This is a genomic window from Qipengyuania sp. B-5, assembly GCF_056857815.1.
The window spans coordinates 85436-100752 of sequence record NZ_JBSXNU010000041.1; the positions used below are offsets into that span (position 1 = coordinate 85436).

General features: G+C 61.0%; 10 protein-coding genes. 4 read left to right on the plus strand and 6 right to left on the minus strand.

The window, feature by feature from the left end; all coding sequences use genetic code 11:
- The first annotated feature begins 5 nt into the window (after positions 1 to 5).
- Genes AC13CE_RS06780 through AC13CE_RS06790 form a run of 3 tightly spaced genes read left to right on the plus strand, consistent with a single transcriptional unit; the run spans position 6 to position 5068 of the window.
- The gene (locus tag AC13CE_RS06780) at positions 6 to 1532 is read left to right on the plus strand and encodes an efflux RND transporter periplasmic adaptor subunit (protein WP_482971956.1); all 1527 of its coding nucleotides are present in this window, start codon (positions 6 to 8) and stop codon (positions 1530 to 1532) included.
- A 12-nt stretch (positions 1533 to 1544) separates the two neighbouring features.
- Complete coding sequence (locus tag AC13CE_RS06785; RefSeq protein ID WP_482971957.1) at positions 1545 to 4703, plus strand: efflux RND transporter permease subunit; 3159 nt, start codon at positions 1545 to 1547, stop codon at positions 4701 to 4703.
- 14 nt (positions 4704 to 4717) lie between these two features.
- On the plus strand, positions 4718 to 5068 hold the full coding sequence (locus AC13CE_RS06790) for a DUF3147 family protein (RefSeq protein ID WP_482971958.1): 351 nt from the start codon (positions 4718 to 4720) through the stop codon (positions 5066 to 5068).
- Between the two features lie 107 nt (positions 5069 to 5175).
- On the opposite strand, the gene AC13CE_RS06795 is transcribed toward AC13CE_RS06790, so the two are convergent.
- The 6 genes from AC13CE_RS06795 to AC13CE_RS06820 form a co-directional block, all read right to left on the minus strand.
- Positions 5176 to 5727 carry an isochorismatase family protein gene (locus tag AC13CE_RS06795; RefSeq protein WP_482971959.1) on the minus strand — a complete coding sequence of 184 codons (552 nt, stop codon included), beginning with the start codon at positions 5725 to 5727 and terminating at the stop codon, positions 5176 to 5178.
- 62 nt (positions 5728 to 5789) lie between these two features.
- The gene (locus AC13CE_RS06800; protein ID WP_482971960.1) at positions 5790 to 6998 is read right to left on the minus strand and encodes a CaiB/BaiF CoA transferase family protein; all 1209 of its coding nucleotides are present in this window, start codon (positions 6996 to 6998) and stop codon (positions 5790 to 5792) included.
- Positions 6995 to 8896, minus strand: coding sequence for a hydantoinase B/oxoprolinase family protein (locus tag AC13CE_RS06805; protein ID WP_482971961.1), 1902 nt, complete (start codon positions 8894 to 8896; stop codon positions 6995 to 6997). Before AC13CE_RS06805 ends, AC13CE_RS06800 begins: the two co-directional genes overlap by 4 nt.
- A 3-nt stretch (positions 8897 to 8899) precedes the next feature.
- Positions 8900 to 10960 carry a hydantoinase/oxoprolinase family protein gene (locus AC13CE_RS06810; protein WP_482971962.1) on the minus strand — a complete coding sequence of 687 codons (2061 nt, stop codon included), beginning with the start codon at positions 10958 to 10960 and terminating at the stop codon, positions 8900 to 8902.
- A gap of 20 nt (positions 10961 to 10980) precedes the next feature.
- Complete coding sequence (locus AC13CE_RS06815) at positions 10981 to 11895, minus strand: hydroxymethylglutaryl-CoA lyase (RefSeq protein ID WP_482971977.1); 915 nt, start codon at positions 11893 to 11895, stop codon at positions 10981 to 10983.
- A gap of 9 nt (positions 11896 to 11904) precedes the next feature.
- Positions 11905 to 12594 (minus strand): GntR family transcriptional regulator, encoded by a 690-nt coding sequence (locus tag AC13CE_RS06820; protein ID WP_482971963.1) that lies wholly within the window; start codon positions 12592 to 12594, stop codon positions 11905 to 11907.
- A gap of 136 nt (positions 12595 to 12730) precedes the next feature.
- On the opposite strand from AC13CE_RS06820, the gene AC13CE_RS06825 reads away from it, so the two are divergent.
- Entirely contained in the window at positions 12731 to 15253 is a 2523-nt protein-coding gene (locus tag AC13CE_RS06825; RefSeq protein WP_482971964.1) for a TonB-dependent receptor, read from the plus strand.
- The last annotated feature ends 64 nt before the right edge of the window (positions 15254 to 15317 follow it).

Genomic DNA, 15317 nt, shown 5'->3' on the forward strand with positions numbered 1-15317 from the left:
CCGACATGACCCGATCCCGCCTTCTTGCGGCTCTTGCCGCTGCCGCGTTTACTCTGGCGCTGCCCGCCTGCGACCTGCTCTCCTCGCCTGAAGAGGAAGCGCATGGTCACGGCGGTGGCGGGATCGTGGTTACCGATTACACCGATTCGACTGAACTTTTCGTCGAGTACCGCCCGCTTGTTCAGGGCAAGAACCGTCGTTTCGATGCGCACCTGACGTGGCTCGACAGCTACGAGCCGGTGACCGAAGGGACGCTGACCGCCGAACTTACCTGGCCTGACGGGACCAAGGACGCTGCCGAAGCGAAGCCCAGCGACGTGGAGGGCATTTTCCGTCCGCTGCTCACGGCATCGAAGAGCGGGAAAGCGAAACTGGCGCTGATCCTGAACACCTCGCGCGGCGTGTCGAGGCACGATCTGGGCGAAGTGACCGTCTGGGCGACCAGCGAGGAAGGCGCCAAGGCCGCTCCGGAAGAGGAAGAGATCGACGGTGCCATCGCTTTCACCAAGGAAGTGCAGTGGCGCATTCCTTTCATGACTTCAGCGGCGGGCATGACCCCGCTTGCCGAAACCGTTCCGGTCACCGTGGACGTCCAGATGCAGCCGCAGGCGGAGGCCATCGTGTCCGCGCCGGTCGATGGCATTGTGCGCGCCTCGCGCGTCTATGCCTCGGGCAGCTCCGTGCGCCGGAGCCAGACACTCGCCACGATTTCGTCCACCCTCGGAGGGGGCGAGGACATCGCCACGCTTGATCTCGCTATTCGCGAAGCAGCCATCGCCCGCGATGCCGCAGCCCGCGAAGTCGCGCGCATGGAAAGCCTCGTGAAGGCAGAAGCCGTACCTGCGCGCCGTCTCGACGAGGCGCGCACCTCGCTCCGCTATGCCGAGGCGCAGCTGCGTTCCGCGCGCCAGCGCCGGGCCTCCGTCGCTGGTGGCGGTGCTGGCGTACCGGTGGCAGCCCCGATCTCCGGCGAGGTTCTCGAAAGCTCGCTCGTGCAGGGCAAGGGCGTGCAAGGCGGCGAACAGCTGATGCGCATCGGCAAACCGGCCGCACTGTGGCTCGTCGCGCGCGTACCGGAAGGCATGGCGCCGCGTGTCGGCACGCCTTCGGGCATCGACCTGCTGCTCGCCGATGAGACCATTTCGCTCGAACGCGGCGAAGTCGCGCTGGTCCAGAGAGGTGCGGCAATCGATCCGCAAACGCGCACGCTTCCGGTCATCTTCGCCTGGAACAGCCGCGCGGTCCGGCCGGGGCAGCGCCTGCAGGGCCAGTTGCGCACCGGCGCGGAGACTTTGCGTCTAACTATCCCCGCAAGCGCCATCCTCAACGAGAGCGGCCAGGACGTGGTCTATGTCCAGATCAGCGGGGAGACTTTCCAGCGCAGGCCGGTGACCGTTCTTTCGCGGAGCGGCGATCTGGTGGCTATCGAGGGCCAGCTCAAGGCTGGCGAGCGCGTCGTTTCGCGCGGCGCGTCTGCCGTCAGGGCTGCTGCGGCGACGCCCGGCGCCTTCGGCCACGGCCACGCGCACTAAGGGGGGCGGGAAATGCTTGAACGCCTTGTCCACTGGAGCCTCGAAAACCGCGTGGTCGTCTATGCCATCGCGGTCCTCCTCACCGCATTCGGTGCGTGGACGGCGGCCCGGACGCCCGTCGACGTGCTGCCCGACCTCACGGCCCCGACCGTCACCGTGGTGGTCGATGCCGGAGGCTACACACCGACCGAAGTCGAACAGCGGATTACTATCCCGCTTGAAACCGCGCTCAACGGAGCTCCCGGCCTTCGCCGCATACGCTCGAACAGTGCAACCGGCCTTTCGGTCGTCATCATGGAGTACGACTGGTCGACCGAGCCCGAGCAGGCACGGCGCATAACCAACGAGCGGCTCCAGACTGCCGCCGACGAGCTGCCCGACGATGTGCCGCCGCCGCACATGACCCCGGCCAGCTCGGTCATGGGCGAGATCATGTTTGTGGCGCTGCGGTCCGACACGGCCGAGCCGATGGAACTGAAGTCGACCGCAGACTGGATCGTGCGCCGCCGCGTCATGTCTATCCCCGGCATCGCCGAGGTGATGACCATCGGCGGCGACGAGCGCCAGGTGCAGCTGCTGGTAGATCCTGCGCGGCTGTCCGCCCGGGGCATCGGCATGAACGAAGTCGTCGAAGCGATGGAGCGGGCCAGCACCAACGAAAGCGCGGGCGTGGTGGTCGAGAACGGCCAGGAACTGCTGATCGAAGGCGTGGGGCGTGCAGATGCTGCCGAGGACTTCGGCAATGTCGTGGTCGGCGAGGCTGGCGGATTGCCCGTCCTCGCACGCGACGTTGGCGAGGTTCGTATTGGCGAAGGCCTCAAGCGCGGTACCGGTGCCTTCAACGGCAAACCAGCGGTGATCCTCGCGATCCAAAAGCAGCCCGGCGCCAATACGCTCGAGCTGACCGAGCGGCTGGACGAGACCTTTGCCGACCTGCAGCGCACGCTGCCGCAAGGCATGATGCTGGAGACGCAGGTCTTCCGTCAGGCCGACTTCATCGAACGCTCTGTAAACAACGTGACGCAGGCGCTGATCGAGGGCCTCATCCTCGTCGCCATCATCGTCTTCATATTCCTCGTCAGCTGGCGCGCCACCGTCGTGGCGCTGGCTGCGATCCCTGTGTCAGTTGTCAGTGCGATCATCGTAATCAACTCGGGCGGCGGGACGATCAACACCATGACCCTTGGCGGCCTTGCCATTGCGCTGGGCATGCTTGTCGACGACGCCATCATCGTGGTCGAGAACGTTGTGCGGCGCCTGCGTCTCGAACGCGAGAAGCCCCCCGAGGAACAGCAGAGCGACATCAGCGTCGTCGCCGCAGCGACCAGCGAGGTGCAGGGCGCGATCATCTTCGCCACGCTGATCATTCTGCTCGTCTTCCTGCCGATTTTCGGACTAACCGGCATTGAGGGCCGCCTGCTGCAGCCGCTGGCACTCGCCTATGGCGTGTCACTGCTGGCAAGTCTTGCAGTGGCGCTGACGCTGACGCCCGCGCTCTCATTCGACCTGCTCAGCCGCAAGCCCGAGGACGTCGGCAACGAGCCCGAATGGGTACTGCGGATGAAACGCTGGTATCACGGCGTGCTCGAGCGCTGGCTGGACAAGTGGAAGACGCTCGCCCTCGCTTCGCTGGCGATGGTGCTGGTGGCATCGATCGGTATTGCGCTCGCTGGCCGGTCCTTCCTTCCCGAGTTCAACGAGGGGTCGCTGACGGTCAACGTCACGACCTTGCCAGGTACGAGCCTCGAAGACAGCGACCGCGCGGCGAGCGAGGTCGAGGCAGCCCTCCTGTCGCAGCCTGAAGTCGAAACGACCGCACGCCGCACGGGCCGCGCTCCCGGCGATCCCCATGCGCAGGAGGTGTTCGCCTCCGAAATCGAGGCGACGCTCAACGACGAAGGCCGCGACCGGGAGGAACTGCTTGCAGCCCTTCGCGGTGCAGTCGGCACTGTACCCGGCGTCCAGGCGATCTTCGGCCAACCCATCGGCCACCGCGTTGACCACATCCTGTCCGGTGCGCGTGCGAACATCGCGATCAAGGTCTTCGCACCTGATACCGACACGCTGCAGCGCATCTCATCGCAAGTCGAAAGCGCAGTCACCGCCATTCCCGGTGCCGTCGACGTGCAGAAGGACACGCAGAGCATGGTGCCCTACGTCCGCGTCCGCCTGCGCCGTGCCGACCTCGCAAACTACGGCCTTGCGGTCGCGGACGTGACCGGTGCCATCCAGGCCGCGATTGTCGGTGCGGAAGTCGGGCAGCTGATCGAGCGTCCGGTCATCACCGACGTGGTCGTCCGATATGACCCGGCGCAGTACAACGATGCAGGAGCGCTGGAAAACATGCTGATTGCCGCGCCCAACGGCCAGCTGCTGCCGCTTGCCGCCGTTGCCGACGTGGTGCGTGATCAGGGTCCGAATGCGATTACGCGCGAAAGTGTCGAGCGCATGCAGCTCGTCATGGCAAACGTCTCGGGCCGCGATCTCGGCGCAGTGGTTGCCGATGTCGAGGCGGCGCTCGACACGATCGAGCTACCGCAAGGCTCGCACATCGAGCTGGGTGGTCAGTTCGAGAGCGCGGCGAGTGCCACGCGCACGCTGCTCGCGCTCGGGATGATCGTGCTGGTCGGAATGTTACTGCTGCTTAGGCAGGCGTTCCGCTCCTCCAACGATGCCGCGCTGGTGATGATCAACCTGCCACTTGCACTGGTCGGCGGTGTCGTCGGCCTGTGGCTAACCGGAGGCGTTCTCTCGGTCGCCACGATTATCGGTTTCATTACCCTGTTCGGCATTGCGACACGCAACGGTGTCATGATGGTGACGCACATCAAACACTTGCGAGATATCGAAGGTGTGAGCGACTTGTCCGAAGCCGTCCGACGCGGTGCCGAAGAACGCCTCGTCCCGATCCTCATGACCGCCATTTCGGCCGGCCTCGCACTGGTCCCACTCGCCATTGCGATGGGTGAGCCGGGTAGCGAGATCCAGGCTCCGATGGCTATCGTCATCCTGTGCGGCCTGACCAGTTCAACAGTGCTGAACATGCTTGTCCTGCCCGCGATCTATCTCAAGGTCACGCGAGACGGCTGGGGCGTGTCGATGCCCAAGTTCACACTGCCGCGACGGAATTCCGTGCCGGACGCGCCCGGAGAGGACGAGGCCAAGGCCTGAAAGGAGAATCACTGATGGGGTACTTGCTGCTCAAGGCCGCCCTCTCGGGCATCATCATCGCTATCGTCAGCGAAGTGGCGCGCAGGGCACCGGGGTTTGGTGCGCTCATCGCCTCCTTGCCGCTCATCTCGGTTATGGGGATGATCTGGTTGTGGCGCGACACCGAAGACACCGCCCGTATGTCGGAGCATGCTTTCGCTACCTTCTGGTATGTTCTCCCGAGCCTGCCCATGTTCCTGTTGATCCCGGTGCTGCTCAATCGCGGGATGGCATTCTGGCCCAGCCTTGCGATCGGCTGCGCGATGACGATCGCGCTCTACCTGGCGATGGTCTGGACACTCGGTCGTTTCGGATTTTCCCTTTAGGGCCAGTGGCAAGCGAGCGGACTTTGGACCGCAAGCTGAAGCGCCGCTTTCGTCTCAATCCGCCAAGAAATCGACATTCGGCCCACGACAGATCTGCGCAATCGAATCTACAGTAGCCAGCTTAAAATCTCCGGGTTCGTTTGAAGCTCGGCATATTTACTGCCCAGATCATGCAGGTTGGCTGATTGAATGGCCTCGTCGCGGTCGGCGCAGGCATCGGTCGCAATGATCGGGATGAAGCCATATTGCAGCGCATCAAGGGCGGAGGCGCGCACACAGCCCGAGGTCGAATAGCCGGCAATGACGACCGTATCGACCTCGAGCGATTCGAGATGCACGGCGAGTTCAGTCCTGAAAAAGGCGGAAGGATATTGCTTGGTAAAGATCCTCTCGCCGTCCCGCGGCAGAAGTGATTTGGCAAACGCACCCAGTGGCCTGTTTTCCCCCGCCCAGACCGAAAGCCCAGGAACCTTGCGGAAGAAATGGCCTCCGTCCGTCCCGTCTTCGCGGTATTTGACGTTGGTGTGGACCACCGGGATTTCCGCAGCGCGCGCGGCTTCCAAGAGTTCGGCTGCAGCGTTACGTGCAGCTGCCGCCGTCTCGATAAACAGCGGTGAGTCCGGCTCGAGATAAGCCATCACCATATCAACCAGCAGCAAAGCTGGCTTCTCGCCCGGGCGAAGGCGTCCGGTAAATGCGTCGTCCCAAGCAAGGTCGGGCACTAGATCACGCCCTGCTCGCGCTGTCTGGCAAGTTCGTCACTGTCCCAACCAAACAACTCACCATAGATTTCGCCATTGTGCTGTCCCGGCGCGGAAGGCGCGGGTCGACGTACAGCAGAAGGCGTATCGCTGAACTTGGGAAAGGCATTCTGCATCTTGATGCGACCCTTGTTCTCAGTCTCCACCTCGACAATCGCTTGACGCGCCTGGAAATGCGGATCGGCAAACATGTCGGGCGCACGGTATACTCGCCCGGCAGGAATCGAATGCTTGATCATGAGCGCATCGACTTCCTCAATCGTCTTGGTCGCAGTCCATTGGTTGATCAGATCGTCGAGCTCGCGCTGGTTTTCGCCGCGCGCGAGATGGGTCGCGTATTTGGGATCGTCGGCCAGTTTGGGCTGGCCCATGGCCTGTGCCAAACGAGCGAAGATCGCGTCCTTGTTGGCCCCGATCATGAAAGGGCCGTCCTTGCAGGTATAAACATTGGAAGGCGCCACGCCGGGCAGGATCGATCCCGACCTTTCGCGGATATACCCGTTGTAGTCATATTCAGGTACAAGCCCTTCCATGACCTGCAGTACCGCTTCGTAAAGCGCAGTGTCGATGATCTGACCTTTGCCGGTCTTTTCTCGCGCATGCAAAGCGGCAAGGACTCCCATGCAGCCATAGCTGGCACACAACGTATCGCCGATCGAAATGCCCATGCGTGCGGGCGGACGGTCGGGTTCGCCCACGACATAACGCCAGCCACCCATTGCCTCGCCGATACCGCCGAAACCGGCGCGATCCGAATAAGGGCCGGTCTGACCATAACCCGACATGCGGGCGATGATCAGTCCTGGATTTTTCTCCAGCAGGCTGTCGGGCGAGAGCCCCCAGCGCTCCAAGGTGCCGGGCTTGAAATTTTCGATCAGCACATCGGCCTGTGCGGCCAGCTTGCGGACGATGTCCTGGCCTTCCGGAACGCGCAGGTTCGCTGTTACGGAGCGCTTGTTGCGGCCGATCACTTCCCACTGGACCTTGACGTCGCCCTGTCCCCAGACGCGCATCGGATCGCCGGCCCCTGGCGGTTCGACCTTGATCACGTCCGCACCCATATCGCCAAGCAATTGCCCACAGAAGGGACCTGCGAGCAATTGCCCTAATTCGACCACGCGCAGTCCTGCGAGTGCACCAGCTTGGGCTTTAACCAAGTCGCCGCTCATTCCGCAGCCTCCGCCAGCTCTGCCTCGTGATCCGACCAGCGCGGCTGGATCGGGGCAGGCAGACCTGTTTCAGCCTCGCACCTTTCCCGCAGAGCCTCGATCCCGGGACCGTAATCGAACAGAGGCAATTCGCCTCGGGTGGCTTTCATCTCCTCGCGCAGATTCGCGGTCGCAGCGGAATCCACCGAACCGTCCTCATCGGCCACCACGCCATAATTGCGCGCGCCGTCGGGTGTAACTAGGCCTTGCCTGATTTCGAGGCCGACAAGCTCGGGATCACGCTCCAGCGGGTCGCCCCAACCGCCGCCGCCCCAGGTGATGAAGTGCAGCAAGTCACCCGCCTTGACCTCAACGTCCTCGATCTTGTTACCGACGATCTCGGTCGTGCCGTCAGCCCGTTCGAGCACCTTCTTCGCACGTACACCCGGATGACCGCCGTTCACGCCCCAAGGGGGGACGAACCACCGGTCGTCGTGGATTGCGATATTGCCATCGGCAAGGAAACGATAAGTCATGTGGATGCCGTTGCCACCTCGGTGCAGGCCCGGGCCGCCGCTGTCGGGCTCGGTCGAGTAGCGTTCGATCCGCAAAGGGAAATAGCGCTCGAGAAACTCGTTCGGAACGTTGGTGAAGCCTGGCCAGAGCGAGTGTCCGTCCGGCCCGTCGCCCAGCGGACGGCCCGGAACGCCGCCGAATCCGATCTGGAACAGCTGGAACCAGCCTGGTTCCTTGCCCTTGCGGCTTTCCCAGCCCGAATAGAACATGTGCGGCGACGAGCTGAAGCCTGCGGCGTTGAGGAATTCTGGGGTTTTCTGCCCCAGCAGGCCGCCAAGAATGTCGAAAATCCGTCCGAGCGCATGGGTGCGGCCCGAGAGAGCTGCAGGGAACTTCGGCTTCAACAAAGAGCCTTCGGGGATCTTGACCTCGATCAGGTCGTAAAACCCATCGTTGAACAGGATCTGCGGGTCGAAGACCATGATCATGTAGATGCCGAAGAACATCTTGAACATGTTCTCGTTGAGATAGAAATTGATCGAGGCCGCGCTCTGCGGATCGGTGCCTTCGAAATCGAGAATCACCTTTTCGCCAGCACGACACATGGTGCATTTGATCTTGTAGGGACCATAGCCCTTGCCATCGTCGCAGATGTAATCCTCGAAACTGACAGGCTCCTCGGCCACTGCCATCTCGATCAGTGCCTTCATTGCGCGATAGTTTCGGTCCAGAAGGTCCTGCGTAGCCGAATAATAGACATCGTCCCCGAAGCGCTCGGCCATTTCGACCACGCGCTTGGCGGCCACCCTGCAGCTGGCGATCAGCGCGTCCAGGTCGGCCTGACACCAGTCCGGCTTGCGGGTCTGGTGCATGACAAGCTTCATCAGGTCGTCATTATATTCGCCCTTGCGCCAGATTTTGACCGGCGGGATGCGCACACCTTCCTCGAAAATCGAGCTGGCGCCGATGGGCATGGAACCTGGGACGGAACCGCCGATGTCGCTCTGGTGGCCGAACATGGCAGTATAGGCGATCAGCCGTCCCGACTTGAATACCGGTAAAAGGACCAGCCAGTCGTTCGAGTGACTGATCGCACCTTCGCACGAATAAGGATCGGACAGGAAGATCATGTCCCCGTCCTCGATCGTCCCGTCGAAACCCTTGAGGAAGCCATCTATGAAGCTGCCGAATTGCCCGACAATCATTTTGCCCGCCGGATCGGCGATGAGCGGAAAGCTGTCTCCCTGCTCGCGGATGCCAGGGCTCATAGCCGTGCGCACGAGCGTGGCGTCCATTTCGATACGCGCATTCCGCAGTGCGTTTTCGATGATGTCGAGGGTGACCGGGTCGATGCTTACGCGGTCGAACGGCTTGTCGTTTGTTTCGATGATTTGTGCCGGCATCGTTCAGCCCTCCTGGTTGGGGTTGATGAGGATGTTGCCAACGTGATCGACGGTGGCGGTGCAGCCGGTTTCGACCAGGGTGGTCGAATCCATTTCTGTGATGATGGCAGGGCCAGGGATGATATCGCCCTGGCGCAGCTTGGCGCGGTCGTAGATTACGGCAGCCTGCTCCTTGCCATCCATCCACAAAGTGTGGTCGCGTATCTTGGCGGCTGAGGGATCTCCATTACCCTTTTCGAGTGCTGCTGCGGGCAGTGCCGGGGCTTGCCCCAGCGCAACTGCACGCAGGTTCACGATCTCGTGCGGCGTATCCATGTTGAATGTGAACAGGCGACGATGCTCTTCGTCGAAGCGGGCAAGGATGCCCTCGATCCCATCCTTCTTCAGCACCTCCTGATCGATCGTCAGCGGGACTTCGAAAGCTTGTCCCGCATAGCGGATATCGACCTCGAACTGCAGCGTGATGTCGCCTTCGGGGATGCCGTCACTGAGCAGTTCATTGCGGGTCTGCTCTGCCATTTCGTCGAGCACTTCGGTGAGGTCGGCGATGGCCGTGTCCTTTGCGAGCCGCGAGAAGCTGCGCGCGGTTTCGGTGCGCATGCGCGTCGTCGCATCGCCAAGTGCGCAGAGAACGCCGGGAGATACCGGCGAAACTGCGGGCCAGCTGCCCATTAGCTTGGCCACGGCATTAACGTGGAGCGGACCTGCCCCGCCAAATCCCATGACGGCAAAGTCGCGCGGGTCGTAGCCTTGCTGGACCGAGATCATGCGCAGCGCACCGAACATGTTCTCGTTGACGATATCGATGATGCCGCGCGCGGCTTCCATCAAGTCGATGCCCAGGGCATCGGCGATGGTTTGCACCGCCTCCTTCGCGCCTTCGCGATCGAGCTTGAACGAACCGCCGAGCAAATCTTCCGGCAGATAGCCGAGCACCACATTGGCATCAGTCACGGTCGGCAATTCGCCGCCCTTGCCATACGCCACAGGGCCGGGAACGGCGCCTGCGCTTTCCGGACCGACACGAAGCGCCTTGGTCAGTTCTGGAACGTGGGCAATCGATCCACCGCCAGCACCCACGGTTTTAACATCGAGCGCAGAGGCGCGCACCGAAAGGTGGCCAACTTCGGTCGTGCGCTGACGGCGAGGCTCGAGGCCCTCGATCAGGGCAACGTCAGTAGAGGTGCCGCCGACATCGAGAGTGAGGATGTTGTTGAGACCGGCGTTCTTCGCGACCCACATTGCACCTGTCACGCCGCCTGCAGGACCCGACATCAGGATATTGACCGGGTGCTCCTCGGCCTTCTGGCTGCTCATCAAGCCACCATCGGAACGCAGCAGCGAGAGCTTACCTTCAAGTCCCTCGCTTTCGAGCCTGCTCCTCAGGTTCGAAACATACTTGCCGACCACGGGCCGGACGGCGGCATTGGCAACCGTCGACAGCGTGCGCTCGTATTCCTGCATTTCGGGCAGAACTTCGTGGCTGAGTGATACCGGGATTGAATCGCCGAGAATTTCAGCGGCAAGTTCGCCGATGCGTTTCTCATGCCTGCCATCGACATAAGCGTTCATCAGGCTGACGGTCAGCGCCTCGATGCCCTGTGCTTTGAGCATTTCGAGCACTGCCCGCACGGCATCTTCGTCCAGAGGTCGCACTTCATTTCCGTCGGCGTCCATCCGGCCCGGTACTTCCAGCGTATCTTCGAGTGCAGCGAGCGGCTGCGGCTTCGGCCAGACAATCCATGCTGCCAAGCCGCCAGGCACAAAGCTACGCGCGATTTGCATGACGTCGCGATAGCCCTCGGTGACGATTAGTCCGACGCGAGCACCTTTGCCTTCGAGGACGGCGTTGGTTGCAACCGTGGTGCCATGCAGAAAGTACGCGATGTCCTTGGCTGCAACTCCGGCCTCTGTCGTGATTGCCTGAACACCGTTGAGAATTCCCTCGGAGCTGTCGTGCGGCGTGGACGGCGTCTTGTGTCGCCAAAAATTGCCCGTGTCTTCATCGAAAAGGAGCAGGTCTGTGAAGGTCCCGCCGACATCGACGCCAAGTCTGTAGGTCATAGCTTCTCCAAGATCATCGTTCAGCCAGCCGCGCGCGCGACGAGCGAGGGCAGTTCGCGGCCCAGAACGCCGCTGAAGTTCGTGTTGGCTTTGATTGCAGCATCGAGGTCGATACCCGTCGAAACTCCTGAGTTTTCCATCAGGTAGATCAGGTCTTCGGTGGCGATGTTGCCGGTCGCCTTCGGCGCAAAGGGGCAGCCGCCGAGACCGCCGAGGCTGGAATCGAAGATGCGAACGCCTGCTTGGTAGGCGGCCCACGCATTGGCGATACCGGTGCCGCGGGTGTTGTGAAAATGACAGCGCAGCGGGAAGCGGTCGCCGATAAGCTCGGACAACTGTCCGAAGAGATCGGATACCTGCGCTGGCACACCCACGCCGATAGTGTCAGCCAGTGCAATTTCTTCCGGATCTTCCGCAGCCAGTTCTTCTGCAATCGCAAGTACCGTTTCCGACTTTACCTCTCCTTCGAAGGGGCAGCCGAAAGCGGCCGAGATGGTAATCTGGGCGCGTATACCGTTTTCTTTGGCGAAACGGATCATGGCGCGGTTCTCTTCAATCCCTTCTGCTATCGTCTGACCCTGGTTTTTTTGACCGAAGGTGTCACTTGCAACGAGCACACAGCCAACTTGGTCGATGCCGCGCGAACCGCCATCACGCGTTGCCAGCGCGCGCATCACTCCGCGCTTGTTCAGCACAAGGCCGATGTACGTCACGTCCTCGCGATCCGGGAGGGCGGCGATTACTGCTTCTGCATCGGCCATCTGCGGCACCCGCTGTGGATGCACGAAACTGGCAACTTCCAGCCGCCGCGCACCATAGTCGAGCATCGATTGGATCATCGCCAGCTTATCAGCGGTAGCGACGATATCCGGCTCGTTCTGTAAACCGTCCCGCGGCCCAACTTCGACAATTTCTGCAGAACTACTTGTATACATTTTTACCATTCAGGCGGCCTCGCTCTTATTATCCGTACGGGCTCGCATGCTCCTCGCCAACTCGATGTGGGCGTCGGCATAGGAATGGTAGGCGCGCCTGATGTGGGCGCGCATAACATCGCGCGCCCAGAGACCGTCTCGACGGGCAAAAGCGGCTAGCAATTCGGCGTGCTCCTCGTACGAGCGCCGTAATTCCTCATTGCCGTAGAATTTGGCGGTACGCCAAACGATCGGCTGCTCGATAAGCGTCGCCAGCAGCATCGCAAGGCGAGGAGAGGCTGCAGCCTCTATGATAAGGTTATGGAACGCGAGATTAGCCTCAAGGAAGGCGTCGACATCTGGCTTATCGAGGGCGCTCGACTGGCGTATCAAATCATTGAAAGCACGCATTTTAGCCAGCAGTGAAGGCGTCACCCTCTCCGCCGCCCGCTGAGCTGCAAGACCCTCTACAACAGCCCTCAACTCGAAAGTGTCTCGCACATCATCCAGCGACCAGTCTGAGACGAAACTGCGTTGCGATTCGTTCTTGCGAATCAGCAACTCGTTCTCAAGCCTCCGCATTGCCTCCCTGACAGGCGTGCGTGAAACCCCGCACCGCTCCGCCAAAGCCTCTTCGCGCAAGGGTGCGCCCGGGCCCAGCTCCCCCGACAGGATAAGCCCTCTGATGGTCTCGTAGGCCTTGTCCGACGCCTTGGACATTTGCTCTCCGCTTGAATGAGGTCAAAAAGGCTTGACCAACCCATTTTGTATACAATAAGGATTCAAGCAATCAAGCCTGTTCTCATGAGGGCCGATATTCCCTTGGTGGCAGGCGCAGTCAGAGCAGGGGAACGCTATGCGCAGCTTTCGATCGGTACTTCTCGCTTCAATCGCTCCGGGTGTGATAATCGCTACGCCCGTCGCAGCCCAGGAGGCGGAACAGGCCCCGGCGCCAGCGGCTACGACCGAAGATGGCGACGTCATCATTGTGACCGCGCGGCGCCAGTCAGAAACACTGCAAGACGTACCTGCATCGGTTTCGGTCCTCACCTCCGAGGCGCTTGAAAGAACCGGAGCGGACAACGCGGCCGATTTTGCTCAGTTGACCCCCGGCGTCACGATCGTGACCGGGACGGCTGAGGCTGGCGATACCCAGGTAAATATCCGCGGTATAAATGGTGCTCGTGATGCGGAAAGCTCGATCGCCCTCGTGGTCGACGGGATTCTCAAGACCAACACCGCCCAACTCAACCAGGTTCAGGGGACGCTTCGCCAAGTCGAGATTCTCAAGGGACCTCAGGGCGCACTCTATGGTCGCAATGCTGCCGCTGGCGCGGTTGTACTGCAAACCCTCAAACCCGGAAGCTCGTTCGAAGGCGCTGTTACAGCGTCTTACGCGAACGAAAACACAATCGAGGGTACCGGTCACATTGCGGGACCAATCTCTGACAACATGGGCTTTGTGCTTTCAGGATACTATCGCACTACCGATGGTTTCTTTCGAAATGAGTTTCTCGACGCAAAAGTAGTCGATGACCAGGAAGTTTGGAGCGTGGACGGTCGCCTCGTGGCCGACATCACCCCCGATACCGAGTTGGACATCAAGGCGCGCTACTCGGAGTTGAGCGGTGCCTCGATCAACTTCAACGCCTCGTTCCACCTTCCCAATTTTGCAGCGGTAAATCCTGCGTTTAATGAAGACGTGAATGAACATCCCTTCGGCTATTCCAGCAATATCCGACCGACCAATAACCAGGAAACCTTCGACATTTCGGCCAAGCTGGAACATACCTTCGATACGATGGTGTTGACGGGTTGGGTGCTCTACTCCGACGTCTCCCAGCAACTGACGTCGGATGAAACTTCTGCTGACTTCGCCCGCTATATCTCGGCGGTCGATCCGGCAGGCGCCACGGCAGTGAATTCGTGTTTCGCCACGACGGCCGATCTCACCGGCTTTCCGATCAACCAGCCTGGCTTTATCGGCAATCTTCCGGTGCCGTTTATCTTCGATCCGGTGAACGGTTCGACCTTCGGCGCATACAGCCCGACAACCTGCGACGGCACACAACTTCAGACGCGCGACCAGGCCGATATCAGCGCCGAAATTCGACTCGCGTCCGACAATGGCGGGCCGCTCAATTGGCAAATTGGGGCCTATTATCTGAACATTGATCGCGAGGTCGGTGTCAGTCTCGGAGCAGATACGGGAGCCGGGGTAAGCACCGAGCTTTACAATGCGCCCGGCAGCTCCAACCCTACTTCGCTGCTGCTTTGGGATGCGTTCGATACCAATGTGTATGCGGCCTTCGGGTCGCTCGATTACGAGATTTCGAGCACGCTCGATGTGGGCCTTGCGCTGCGTTATGACATCGAAGACCGCAAAACCAACTCCCTCGTTCCTGACGTAGACGACCCTTTCACTGGTGGGCCGATCAATCCCGGCCAGCTGTTTGGCGCGCTGACACCGAAGGAAGGGACCTACAAGCAGTTGCAGCCCAAGTTTTCGATCAGCTATCGCCCTAATCCGGATCTCAATATCTATGCCAACTGGGGTATCGGATTCAAATCCGGGGGCTTCAACAATCAGGGGTCAGCGGCCCTCGTCGATGCAAGCTTCAACGATTTCATCGGCGCCGACGTCCTTATTGAGGATGAATACGATAAAGAAGTCTCAAGCGCTTTCGAAGCCGGGATCAAGGGTGAGCTTGCCGATGGTGCGATTACCTTCGACCTCGCGGGCTACTACACCAACATCGAAGACATGCAGTTCTTCGAGTTCTTCGTAGGCGGCTTCGGTCTTTTGCGCGTGGTGTCCAACATCGATGAAGTCGAGGTGTACGGCGGCGAGCTCAATCTGACCGCCGAAGTCGTCGATGGCTGGAAGTTCTTCGGCGCGTTCAATGTCACCGAAAGCGAGATCAAGGAAAACGCATCGCGTCCTTACACGGTCGGCAACAAATCGCCCTATACGGCGGATTATACGATCAACCTCGGTACCGAGATCGAAGCGCCGCTGACCCCGGAAATCGATTTCGTGGTGCGCGCCGACTACCGCATCACGGGCCCGACGTGGTTCCATACCGTGCAGGACCAGGAACGTCCGACGCTGTTCTCGGGCCTGCTACCGATTTCGGCACTCGCACTGCCCGACTTCGTTGGCAATGCACGCTACGATGTCGCGCAGCGCGATGCGTTCGGCGTGATGAATATGCGCGCGGGGATCGAGACGGAAAACATCACGCTCGCAGTCTTTGCGAACAACATGTTCGATGAAAAATACATCAACGAAGCGATCCCTGCGATCGAGTTCGGTGGCTCGTTCATCTCGCCGGGTGCACGCCGCCTCGTAGGCGTCGAAGCAGGTGTAAAATTCTAGCGCACCCGCCAGCTTATCGGAGGGGGAGGGGCACCCCCTTGCCCCCTCCGCCATAACTGACCCG